At 66.0% G+C, this 11,993-nt stretch carries 9 protein-coding genes; 5 read left to right on the top strand and 4 right to left on the bottom strand.

Annotated elements, in window-relative coordinates:
• Positions 1–2 precede the first annotated feature (2 nt).
• From JWN03_RS24935 to icmF, 3 genes are all read right to left on the bottom strand, one after another.
• Positions 3–1,064 (bottom strand): amidohydrolase family protein, encoded by a 1,062-nt coding sequence (locus tag JWN03_RS24935; protein ID WP_297619720.1) that lies wholly within the window; start codon positions 1,062–1,064, stop codon positions 3–5.
• A gap of 292 nt (positions 1,065–1,356) precedes the next feature.
• Complete coding sequence (locus JWN03_RS24930; RefSeq protein ID WP_297619718.1) at positions 1,357–1,764, bottom strand: DUF3224 domain-containing protein; 408 nt, start codon at positions 1,762–1,764, stop codon at positions 1,357–1,359.
• Between the two features lie 47 nt (positions 1,765–1,811).
• Positions 1,812–5,159, bottom strand: coding sequence for a fused isobutyryl-CoA mutase/GTPase IcmF (icmF, locus tag JWN03_RS24925; RefSeq protein ID WP_297619716.1), 3,348 nt, complete (start codon positions 5,157–5,159; stop codon positions 1,812–1,814).
• A gap of 146 nt (positions 5,160–5,305) precedes the next feature.
• Between icmF and JWN03_RS24920 the strand changes: the two genes are divergently transcribed.
• The 5 genes from JWN03_RS24920 to JWN03_RS24900 are packed head-to-tail and all read left to right on the top strand — an operon-like array spanning position 5,306 to position 10,803.
• Positions 5,306–6,829: a CoA-acylating methylmalonate-semialdehyde dehydrogenase gene (locus tag JWN03_RS24920; protein ID WP_297619713.1), complete on the top strand. Its 1,524-nt coding sequence runs from the start codon at positions 5,306–5,308 to the stop codon at positions 6,827–6,829.
• Between the two features lie 2 nt (positions 6,830–6,831).
• Positions 6,832–7,971: an acyl-CoA dehydrogenase family protein gene (locus JWN03_RS24915; protein ID WP_297619709.1), complete on the top strand. Its 1,140-nt coding sequence runs from the start codon at positions 6,832–6,834 to the stop codon at positions 7,969–7,971.
• The gene (locus JWN03_RS24910; protein WP_297619706.1) at positions 7,968–9,068 is read left to right on the top strand and encodes an enoyl-CoA hydratase/isomerase family protein; all 1,101 of its coding nucleotides are present in this window, start codon (positions 7,968–7,970) and stop codon (positions 9,066–9,068) included. Before JWN03_RS24915 ends, JWN03_RS24910 begins: the two co-directional genes overlap by 4 nt.
• A 14-nt stretch (positions 9,069–9,082) precedes the next feature.
• On the top strand, positions 9,083–9,979 hold the full coding sequence (mmsB, locus tag JWN03_RS24905) for a 3-hydroxyisobutyrate dehydrogenase (protein ID WP_441343054.1): 897 nt from the start codon (positions 9,083–9,085) through the stop codon (positions 9,977–9,979).
• Positions 9,976–10,803: an enoyl-CoA hydratase gene (locus JWN03_RS24900; RefSeq protein WP_297619702.1), complete on the top strand. Its 828-nt coding sequence runs from the start codon at positions 9,976–9,978 to the stop codon at positions 10,801–10,803. The genes mmsB and JWN03_RS24900 overlap by 4 nt, the downstream gene beginning before the upstream one ends.
• Before the next feature lie 105 nt (positions 10,804–10,908).
• Here the strand turns inward: JWN03_RS24900 and JWN03_RS24895 are convergent, their stop codons facing one another.
• Positions 10,909–11,955 carry a hypothetical protein gene (locus JWN03_RS24895; RefSeq protein WP_297619699.1) on the bottom strand — a complete coding sequence of 349 codons (1,047 nt, stop codon included), beginning with the start codon at positions 11,953–11,955 and terminating at the stop codon, positions 10,909–10,911.
• Positions 11,956–11,993: the final 38 nt, after the last annotated feature.

Here is an 11,993-nt window from a genome sequence, read left to right as displayed (position 1 = left end):
TCTCAGAGATTGTCGACGTGGTAGATCCGCTGGGCGTTGACGCGGAAGACCTGTTCGAGGGCCTTCTCGTCAGCGCCGTGGTCGGTGAGTGCGGTGGCGACCGCCTCGGCCGCATTACCGATACTCGTAATCGGTTTGTCCACGGGGAAATTGGAACCCCAGATGAGGCGGTCGGCGCCGAAGACATCGAGGGCGTGCTGCAGCAGCGGTGAAATACGTTCCAGCAGTACGGGGACCGGAGTCGGTGCGCCGCGCGGCGGGACAGGGTGGCCGAGGATGGGCATCATCAGCCCGCTGACCTTGGCCACCACATTGGGATGGGTGGCAAGCGCGGTGAGGTCGTCACGCCACTGGACGAACAGCTCCCGGCGCTGACCCGGATTGTGGCCGGTGAACTTGCCGACCGGCCCGAAAATGCCTGCGGGCGTGCCGAGATGGTTCAGCACAATGGTCGCGTCCGGATAGCGCTGCGCCAGTGCGGTGACCTCGGGCAGCTGCTGCGAATACACCCAGGCCTCGAAGGAGAGCCCGCGCTCCGCGAGTGCGCCGAAGCCGTCCAGGAATTGCGGTGAGGTGAGTGCGCCCGGCGTCTTGTTGTGCGCCCGCACGCCTGGATCGGGATGCGATTCGACGCGGGTGCGAATGCCCCGGAACAGCGGTGAGGCCGACTGATGCGCATCGAGCAACTCGGCGAACCCGGGTGCCGCCGGATCGCCCGCGCCGATGATCGCGCCGAGGGCAGGCGTATCCACCCCGAACGGCAGGCTCGCCACCCAGCGGGTCTCCTCGGCCGCTGCCAGCGGACCACTGCCGGACCACTCCACCTCGATGTGCACAATCGCCTCGACCGGCACGTCACCGGCATCGGTCCGATAGTCGGCGGGCAGGTACGGGTGCACGAACGGTTCTGGGTCACCGACGAATTCGCGATCCCGCCGCGGCGCCAGCCGCTTGGCCCAGTCGATGGGCACCGGTACGCGCTGGAACAGTTTCGCCAGCCCACTGAATTCGCGCGGCGTGGTCAGCGGATCCCACTGATGGATATGCGCATCGACGACAGTCATTCCCGCAAGGTCCATCTTGTCCCTTCCGTCCGGGTCGGCCTGATGCGGATTGTTCCACGCATGGGGGCGCGGCGAGCCGGATTCGGCACCGGGCAGGAACCGGCCGTGCCGCACCCGGCGACCGCACGCGATACGAACTCGAACGTCATCCCGGCGCGTAACCCCGTCATCCCGGCATGCTTTTGGCCGGGATCCACACCCCGCCGTGCTGCGTGGACAGTGTGGATCCCGGCCAAAACGCGCCGGGATGACGGGGCGGGCCCTCCGCCGAGGTTGCAGTCGGGCGGGCTCGTCAGCCGAGTTCGTAGTCGAACTCGATGTTGTGGGTGCCGTCCGCGTCGATATTGATGTCGCCGGTGCCGGTGATTCCGGTCAGTTCCTCGGTCCCGGTGCCGGGCACGATGACGAAGAAGGCGGCGCTGCGGTCGGTGCCGGTCGTGGTGGCCGAGTGGGCGAAGTTGAATGCGCCCGAGCGGCCGTTCAGGGTGCCTTCGAAGGACTCCATGGCCAGATACGTTCCCACACCGGTGGTCTGGTCGAAGGCTGCGGTGAACAGCGTTGCCGCCCGGCCCACGATTTCACCCTCGAACAGCTTCTCCATCAGGGAGATGCCGACGGGTGCGCCGGTGGTGATCGCCGGGTCCGGGGTGACCTCGGTGGGCGTGAACGACTTGACGCTGAAAGTTCCTTTTGCCTGCACGGATCGGACTCTAACGGCCCGATCCGGCAGGCTCTTGTACAAACGCGTCAGACATTGCGGCGGTATTGGCCACCGACGGTGAAGAAGGTGTCGGTGACCTGCTGCAGGGTGCAGACGCGCGCGGCGTCCATGAGCACCTCGAAGACGTTCTCGTCGCTGCCCGCCGCCTCCGCCAGCCGGGCCAGCGCGGCCGGCGCCTCCCCGCGATGCCGCTGCGTGAACTCGCGGACCCGCCGCAATTGCGACTGCTTCTCGTCCTCGGTGCCGCGCGCCAATTCGAGCACCCGGTGTTCCTCGGCATGCGGATTGCGGAAGGTGTTCACGCCGACGATCGGCAGGCTCCCATCGTGTTTGCGGCGCTCGTACAGCATGGATTCGTCCTGGATGCGCCCGCGCTGATACCCGGTCTCCATGGCCCCGAGGACGCCACCGCGCTCACTGATGCGGTCGAATTCGCGCAGCACCGCCTCCTCCACCAGATCGGTGAGTTCATCGATGATGAAGCTGCCCTGCAGCGGATTCTCGTTCATCGCCAGCCCCCACTCGCGATTGATAATGAGCTGAATTGCCAAGGCGCGCCGCACCGATTCCTCGGTGGGTGTGGTGACGGCCTCGTCGTAGGCATTGGTGTGCAGACTGTTGCAGTTGTCGTAAACGGCAATGAGCGCCTGCAGGGTGGTGCGAATGTCGTTGAAGTTCATCTCCTGTGCGTGCAGCGACCGCCCGGAGGTCTGAATGTGGTACTTGAGCTTCTGCGACCGATCGTTGGCGCCGTACTTGTCGCGCATGGCGATCGCCCAGATGCGCCGCGCCACCCGGCCGATCACCGAATATTCGGCGTCCATGCCATTGGAGAAGAAGAAGGAGAGGTTCGGCGCGAAGTCGTCGATGTGCATACCGCGCGCCAGATACGACTCCACATAGGTGAATCCGTTCGACAGCGTGAATGCCAGCTGACTGATCGGATTCGCACCCGCCTCCGCAATGTGATAGCCGGAGATCGATACCGAGTAGAAGTTGCGAACGCTGTTGCGCACGAACCACTCCTGGATATCGGCCATCATGCGCAAGCTGAATTCGGTGGAGAAGATGCAGGTGTTCTGGCCCTGATCCTCCTTGAGGATGTCGGCCTGCACCGTCCCGCGCACGGTGGCGAGGGTCTCGGCGCGCAGCGTGGCGGCCTCCTCGGCGGTGGCCTCCCGGCCCTGCGCCGCCGAGAACTGTTCCAGTGCTTGATCTATAGCGGCATTGAGATAGAACGCCAGGATGGTAGGCGCCGGACCGTTGATGGTCATGGAGACCGAGGTGCTCGGCGCATCCAGATCGAACCCGTCGTAGAGCGCCTTCATATCGTCCAGCGTCGCAATGGAAACGCCCGAGGTGCCGACCTTGCCGTAGATATCGGGCCGCTCGGCCGGATCGTGCCCGTACAGCGTCACCGAGTCGAAGGCGGTGGAAAGCCGTTTCGCGTCAGCGTGTTCCGAGAGCACCCGGAAGCGCTTATTGGTGCGGAAGGCATCGCCCTCACCCGCGAACATGCGCGCCGGATCCTCATTGTCCCGCTTGAACGGGAACACTCCCGCGGTGAATGGGAACCGGCCCGGCAGATTCTCCGATCGCAGGAAGCGCAGCAGCTCACCGTGATCGGTGTAGCGGGGGAGCGCCACCCGCGGAATCGAACTGCCGGACAGCGTCTCCCGTCGCAAGGTGGTGCGCAGCTCCCGATCCCGCACCCGGACCACCTGCTCGGCACCCTGATACGACTCGGCGACAGCGGGCCACTGCGCCAGCAGCGCGGCATTGCCCGGAGCCAGGTGCGCCCGGGCCTGCTCCAGGAGCTCGGCCACGACGGAATGCGCACTCGCGGCGGCGTCCTCGGGTGTGTTGGCGGCGGCACCTTCGGACCGATCCGAACGTGCCGCCGCCGACCCGGTGCGGCCGCCCGGCAGTTCGGCCAGCACCTGCTCCAAACGCTGCACCCGCTGCGCCGCCGCGATCTCCCGATCGGTCTCGGAGTGGTACTCCCGCACCGTGTCGGCGATCTCGGCCAGATACCGCACCCGGGCCGGCGGAATGATCTGCGCGAACCGGGTGGAGGATCGGGTGTCCACCCGGGGCAGCACCCCGGGCGCCAGCGGCAACCCCTGATCGGCGAGCAAACCGCTCAGATGCTGATACAGCGCTGTCACACCATCATCATTGAAAGTGGCTGCGCTGGTGCCGAATACCGGCATATCTTCGGGCAGCGCGTGGAACGCCTCGCGATTGCGCACCAGCTGCCGCGACACATCCCGCAGTGCGTCCTCGGCCCCGCGCCGTTCGAACTTGTTGATGGCCACCACATCCGCGTAGTCGAGCATGTCGATCTTCTCGAGCTGTGAGGCCGCGCCGAACTCCGGCGTCATCACATACAGCGAGACATCCACATGCTCGGCGACCTCCGCATCGCCCTGCCCGATGCCCGGCGTCTCCAGGATGACCAGGTCGTATCCCGCTGCCTTGCAGGCGATCACCATGGCATCGATATTCAGCGGCAGTTCGCGCTCGCCGCGAGTGGCCAGCGACCGGAAGAACACCCGCTCCCCGTCCAGGGCGTTCATGCGAATGCGGTCGCCCAGCAGCGCACCGCCCCCGCGCCGCCGCGTCGGATCGATCGCGAGGACCGCGACGCGCAGCTTGTCCTGCTGATCGGTGCGCAGACGCCGCACGAGTTCATCTGTGAGAGAGGACTTTCCGGAGCCGCCGGTGCCGGTGATGCCCAGTACCGGCACCTGCCGCGCGCCCGCCGCCGCGGTGAGCTCCGCCAGATCCGCTGCGGGCAGCGCATCCTGTTGCAGGCAGGTGAGCGTCCGAGCCAGCGCCGCCCGATCCCCGCTCAGCACCGCCTCCAAGGGCGCGGGCGCCAGCGCCAAATCCACATCGCAGTCGCTGACCAGCCGATTGATCATGCCCGGCAAGCCCAGCCGCTGCCCGTCCTCGGGCGAGAAGATGGTCACCCCGGCGGCGGCCAGCCGCTCGATCTCCTCGGCGACGATCACCCCGCCGCCTCCGCCGAAGAGCCGCACATGCCCGGCCCCGGCCTCCTTCAGCGCAGCCGCCAGATATTCGAAGTACTCGACATGCCCACCCTGATACGAGCTGAGTGCGACGCCCTGCACGTCCTCGCTGACCGCCGCGTCCACGACCTCGCTCACGGCCCGGTTGTGCCCGAGATGAACGACCTCGGCCCCCTGGGCCTGCAGAATCCGCCGCATGATGTTGATGGCCGCGTCGTGGCCGTCGAACAGCGCCGCTGAGGTCACAAAGCGCACCGGGTTCACCGGAACGTGCAGATCGGCCATGGGTTCCTCCACCTGTGCGGCCGTACCGTTGATACCCCAATAGTAGGACGTCAAATCAAATATGACGTGAGATCTGCCACAGCAACATCTCTGGAAATACTAGGATGTCCAACTATATGGTGGCCTAGTACCGCGTGGTCTACGCGCGGAGTCGGCATCGAGCACCGGTGATGCGACGGCGACATCGAGACAGGACTGGCATGGTTCGCGAACTGACCCACTTCATCGGCGGACAGCACGTCCCCGGAACGTCCGGCAACTTCCGCGACGTCTTCAACCCGAGCACCGGACAGGTGCAGGCACGGGTGCCGCTGGCCAGTAAGGCCGAGGTCGAAGCGGTTATCGCCAATGCCGCCGAAGCTCAGCTGGTCTGGGCCGCGTACAACCCGCAGAAGCGGGCGCGCGTGCTCATGAAGTTCCTGACCCTGGTCCAGGACGAGATGGATTCGCTGGCCGCGCTGCTGTCCTCCGAGCACGGCAAGACCATCCCGGACGCCAAGGGTGATATCCAGCGCGGCCTCGAGGTCATCGAATTCGCCACCGGCATTCCGCATCTGCTCAAGGGCGAATACACCGAGAGCGCCGGTACCGGCATCGATGTGTACTCGATGCGGCAACCGCTCGGCGTCGTCGCGGCCATTACGCCCTTCAACTTCCCGGCCATGATCCCGCTGTGGAAGGCCGGCCCCGCGCTGGCCTGCGGTAATGCGTTCGTGCTCAAGCCGTCCGAGCGTGATCCGTCGGTGCCGCTGCGCCTGGCCGAGCTCTTCCTGCAGGCCGGACTGCCCGCGGGCGTCTTCAACGTCGTCAACGGCGACAAGGTGGCCGTGGACACGCTGCTGCACGACGACCGCATCAAGGCCGTCGGCTTCGTGGGCTCGACCCCGATCGCGCAGTACATCTACGAGACCGCGACCGCCAATGGCAAGCGCGCGCAGTGCTTCGGCGGGGCCAAGAACCACGCCATCGTCATGCCGGACGCCGACCTCGACGATGTGGCCGACCAGCTCGTCGGCGCGGGCTACGGTGCGGCCGGTGAGCGCTGCATGGCCATCTCGGTCGCCGTGCCCGTCGGCGAGGAGACCGCGGATCGCCTGCGCGACAAGCTCATCGAGCGTATCGCCAAGCTCAATGTCGGTCTCTCCGACGATCCGGGCGCGGACTTCGGCCCCCTCGTCGGCCAGGACGGCGTGGACCGCGTCAACGACTACGTGCAGATCGGCGTCGATGAAGGCGCGGAGCTCGTCATCGACGGCCGCGGTCTGGTCGTCGAGGGCGGCGAGGACGGATTCTTCACGGGGGCAACACTGTTCGACCGCGCCACCGCGGATATGCGCATCTACAAGGAAGAAATCTTCGGTCCGGTGCTCACCATCGTGCGCGCCAAGGACTACGAGGAGGCGCTGCGCCTGCCGAACGAGCACGAATACGGCAATGGCGTAGCCATTTTCACCCGCGACGGTGACACCGCCCGCGACTTCGCGGCGCGCGTGCAGGTCGGCATGGTCGGCATCAATGTCCCGATTCCGGTGCCGATCGCGTACCACACCTTCGGTGGTTGGAAGCGGTCCGGCTTCGGCGATCTCAATCAGCACGGCCCGGACTCGATCCGCTTTTACACCAAGACCAAGACGGTGACACAGCGCTGGCCGGCGGGAGGCAAGGAGACTGTTTCTTCGGGCCGCTCCGCGGCCAATGCGTTCGTGATCCCGACCATGGACTGATCATGTTCGTACTCGACGAAGACGAAAGGGCGATCACCGAGACCGCCCGCTCCTTTGCCGACGAGCTGCTCGCGCCCAATGCGCTGGAATGGGATGAGCGCAAGCACTTCCCGATCGATGTACTGCGCAAGGCCGGGCAGCTCGGCCTGGGCGGCATCTACGTTCGCGAGGATGTGGGCGGCTCGCAGCTGCGGCGCCTGGATGCCGTGCGCATCTTCGAGCAGCTCTCCACCGGCTGCCCGACCATTGCCGCCTATATCTCCATCCACAATATGGCGTCGTGGATGATCGACAGCTACGGCGATGACGCGCAACGCAATCGGTGGCTGCCCGGGCTGACCTCCATGGATCTGCTCGCCAGCTACGCACTCACCGAACCGGGTGTCGGCTCCGATGCGGCGGCCTTGAGCACCAAGGCCGTTCGTGACGGCGACGACTACTTGCTCACCGGCGTCAAGCAATTCATCTCCGGCGCGGGCAGCTCCGACGTGTACGTGGTGATGGCTCGCACCGGAGACAATGGCGCACGCGGGATTTCGGCATTCATCGTGCCCGCCGATACGCCGGGACTCTCGTTCGGTGCGAACGAGCGGAAGATGGGCTGGAATGCACAGCCCACCCGGGCGGTCATTCTCGACAATGCCCGGGTGCCCGCCTCGAACCTGCTGGGTGCCGAGGGCAATGGCTTCCGCATCGCTATGAACGGGCTCAATGGCGGTCGACTGAATATCGCGGCCTGCTCGCTCGGCGGCGGACAGTCGGCGCTGGACAAGACCGTCACCTATATGGCGCAGCGCAAAGCCTTCGGGGCCCGGCTGCTCGACAACACCGCGCTGCAATTCGAACTCGCGGATATGCGCACTTCTCTGGAGGCCGCCCGCACCCTGCTGTGGCGTGCGGCCGCCGCCCTGGACGCCGATGCCGACGACAAGGTCGAGCTCTGCGCCATGGCCAAACGGTTCGCCACCGATGCCGGATTCGAGGTGGCCAACAAGGCCCTGCAACTGCACGGTGGCTACGGTTACCTGGCCGAATACGGGATCGAGAAGATCGTTCGCGATCTTCGGGTGCATCAGATTCTGGAAGGCACGAACGAGATCATGCGGGTCGTCGTCGCCCGCTCTGTGGTAGGAGCAGCATGAGCGAAACAGAGAATACCGCCGAGGTTCTCCTCGAGAAGCGGGACGGGCTCGGCCTGATCACGCTGAATCGGCCACGGGCCATCAATGCGCTGAATCATCCGATGGCGCTGGCCATTCTGGACGCACTGCGCGCCTGGGCTGGCGACGACGAGGTGCGCACCGTGGTGCTCACCGGCGCGGGGGAGCGCGGGCTGTGCGCGGGCGGCGATATTGTCGCCATTCACAATGACGCCGAGCATGCGGTGGCACAGGGCGATTCGCCCTACATCGCGGCGGACTCGCCGAGTGGCCGGTTCTGGCGCGACGAGTACATCCTCAATGCGCTGATCGGCAGTTACGCCAAGCCGTATGTGGCGATTATGGACGGCATTGTCATGGGCGGCGGCGTGGGCCTCTCCGGGCACGCGAGCCACCGGGTTGTCACCGAGCGCTCCAAGGTCGGTATGCCGGAGACCGGAATCGGCTTCATTCCCGATGTGGGCGGCACCTACCTGCTCGCGCACGCGCCCGGTGAGATCGGCACCCATATCGCGCTGACCACCGCGCGGATGAGCGCCGGTGATGCCATTGCCGCCGGATTCGCCGATTCCTTCGTGCCGTCCGAGCACATTCCGGCGTTGCTGGAGGCGCTGCGCACCACCGACGCGGCTGTTGCCATCGCCAAGTTCGCCCAGCCCGCCCCGGTGTCCGAGTTTGTGGCACAGCGGGATTGGATCGACTTCTGCTACGCCGCCGAATCCGTCGAAGAGATCGTGTCGCGACTGGAATCCGACGGCCGGCCCGAGGCGGCCGCGGCCGCTGTGGATGTGCTGTCGAAATCCCCGGTGGCACTGAAGGTCACCTTGCGGTCGCTGCGCAGTGCGCGCAAAGCCGCGAGTCTCGAAGAGGTGTTGAACCGGGAGTACCGGGTGTCGACCGCCTCGCTGAACACCCACGACCTGGTGGAAGGCATTCGCGCCCAGGTCATCGACAAGGACCGCGATCCGAAGTGGCAACCGGCGACTCTCGCCGAGGTCACCGCCGCCGAGGTGGACGCCTACTTCGGCGCCCTCGGAGATCGCGAATTGGGTTTGGCCGCACCGAAGGACGAGCAGTGAGCACTTCAGCAAGCGTGAACAAGAAGGTCGGATTCCTGGGTCTCGGGCACATGGGCGGACCCATGGCCGCCAATCTGGTGAAAGCCGGGTACGAGGTCCTCGCCTTCGATCCCGTGCCTGCCGCGCAGGAGCAGGCGCGTGCGGACGGCGCCACCGTGGTCACGACACCCGTTGCGGCCGTGGCGGAGTCGGAGATCGTCATCACCATGCTGCCCAACGGCCGCATTGTGCTCGACCTCTACAACGACGTGCTCGCCGCCGCCAAGCCGGGCACGCTCTTCATCGATTGCTCGACGATCGACGTCGACGATGCCAAGTCCGCCGCAGAACTCGCTGTGGCAGCGGGACATCGGGCCCTGGACGCTCCGGTCTCCGGTGGTGTCGGCGGAGCCGTCGCGGGGACTCTCACCTTCATGGTGGGTGGCGCGGATGACGACTTCGCGGCTGCTCTCCCGATTTTGGAGGTCATGGGCGGCAAGATTGTGCACTGCGGCGGCGCGGGCGTCGGCCAGGCCGCCAAGGTGTGCAACAACATGATCCTGGGCATTTCCATGATCGGGTTGTCGGAAGCCATTGTGCTGGGCGAGAAGCTGGGCCTGACGCACGACAAGTTCTTCGATGTGGTCTCCACGGCATCTGGCCAGAGCTGGGCGCTCACCTCGTACTGCCCGGTCCCCGGCCCGGTGCCGACCAGCCCGGCCAATAACGACTACCAGCCCGGTTTCGCCACGGCGCTCATGTCCAAGGACCTGGGCCTGGCCGCGAACGCTCTGCAGAGCAATGGTGTCGACGGGCAGATCGGTTTGCTGGCCGCGCAGATCTACAACCGCTTCAACCAGGACGAAGCGGGCAAGGATTTCTCGGCTATCGTCACCGATATCCGTAAGCGATCTGGAGGAGAACAAGAATGACTGCATCGCGCAGCGATTCAGTGGGGGGTGGTGGCCGGGCGACGGGCGGGCCCGACTTCGAGACCATTCTGCTGGAGCGCAAAAGGCGGGTCGCCCTCATTACGCTGAACCGGCCGAAGGCCCTCAATGCGTTGAACTCGCAGGTTCTCACCGATATCTCGGCCGCTCTCGACGAGCTCGAGAACGACGCCGAGATCAGCGCGGTCGTGCTGACCGGCTCCGAGCGGGCCTTCGCGGCCGGCGCGGATATCAAGGAGATGCAGAGCAAGTCCTATATGGACATGTTCCTCGCCGATCACTTCGCCGGCTGGGACCGCCTGGTCGCCTTCCGCAAGCCCATCATTGCCGCGGTCGCCGGTTACGCCCTCGGCGGCGGCTGCGAACTGGCCATGATGTGCGATCTGCTGATCGCCGCCGACACCGCCAAATTCGGCCAGCCCGAAATCAAGCTCGGTGTCATCCCCGGCATGGGCGGCTCGCAGCGCCTCACCCGCGCCGTCGGCAAGGCCAAGGCCATGGACCTCATCCTCACCGGCCGCAATATGGATGCCGAAGAGGCCGAGCGCGCGGGCCTGGTCTCCCGCATCGTCCCCGCCGCCGACCTGGTCGCCACCGCCCTCGAGGTGGCCGAAACCATCGGCGCCATGTCCCTCCCGTCGGTCATGATCGCCAAGGAAGCCGTCGACCGCGCCTTCGAAACCACCCTCACCGAGGGCCTGCGCTTCGAACGCCGCGTCTTCCACTCCCTCTTCGCCACCGACGACCAGAAGGAAGGCATGGCCGCCTTCGTCGAGAAGCGCCCGGCCGACTTCACCAACAAGTAGGCGAAACCGGTTCTGCCGCAAAAGTTCTCCCATCCCGATCGGGTGGGAGAACTTTTCTATGCTGTCCCGAGGGCTGGATTTCGGCCGGCTAGGCCCCTCGACGGATCAGCTGTGTTTGGGCGGGCCGACTACCTCTACTGTCGGCGGTTTGCCGTCCGGATGGCCACCGTCGTGGTTGAAAGCCAGTGCGCCGGCGATGGTTCCGCCGAGGGTGGCGGTGACTGCTATGGCGGCGACCAGTTTTCTCCGGGACGGGGTGTCGGATGCGCTGGCGCGCAAGGCCGGGACCGGATTGAAGCGGACACTTCGGACTCGGCGGGCGGAGGGGCGTTCGGCGGCCAGGAGTACCGCGCCGCGGGTGGAGACGAATTCCGGTTCGGGATCGTAGATCAGCGGTAGGTCGAGTTGCTGTTCCAGATCGTCGCGAATGCTCTTGTTGCGGGTGCAGCCGCCCAGTAGTGCCATGGCCGTCGGGTGCACACCGGTTTCCTCGATCATCTGCCGGACGAAGGAGACGGAGTGGTGAATGCCCGCGGACACCAGATCGGCGAAATCGCTGCGGGTGATGACGGCACGGTGCCCGGAGATCGGATCGCAGACCGCGATCACCCGGTCGCTGGCCAGGGCTTCCTTGTGGCGGCGGCTGGTGGCCAGATCCACGGTCACGCCGCCGCGCACCAGCAGCCAGCGTAGGAGCGCATCGTGCCCGTCGCCGCCGAGCACGGTACTGCGTTTGCTGGCCAGAATGGCATCGGTGCGGCAGTCGATCTGCGTCAGAGTGAGACCGGAAGCGCCCAGGTCGTACAGCAGTACCGAACCCTCGGCCGGTAGCCGGCCGGTGAAACGTAGATAGCGCAGCTGTGCGACCTGCTCGTCGATCACGGTGAGGCGATTGCGCCCGGCCGTGGTGCGTACCGCCTCGGCATGCGCGGTGCAGCGGCAGGTGACGGCGATGCCGGTAATGAATTCATCACGCCGGCCTGCGGATTTACGCATCAGGCGGATGGCCTCGAAAACACCCTCCTCCATACCGCCACCGCTGCGGCGCGGCACCTTGCACCGGTCGATCGGGGGGAGATGGGGCTGGTCGGAATGGGTGAGCATGGCTCGCGCACCCGCCGCGCCAGCTGACACCCCGAGGACCAGCACCATGGCCTCAATGGTGAACCTATTCGCGCCCGAAACCAAGA

The organism is Nocardia sp., assembly GCF_025465275.1.
In the GTDB taxonomy this organism is placed as follows: Bacteria; Actinomycetota; Actinomycetes; order Mycobacteriales; family Mycobacteriaceae; genus Nocardia.
This window is presented reverse-complemented; position numbering and strand designations above follow the sequence as displayed.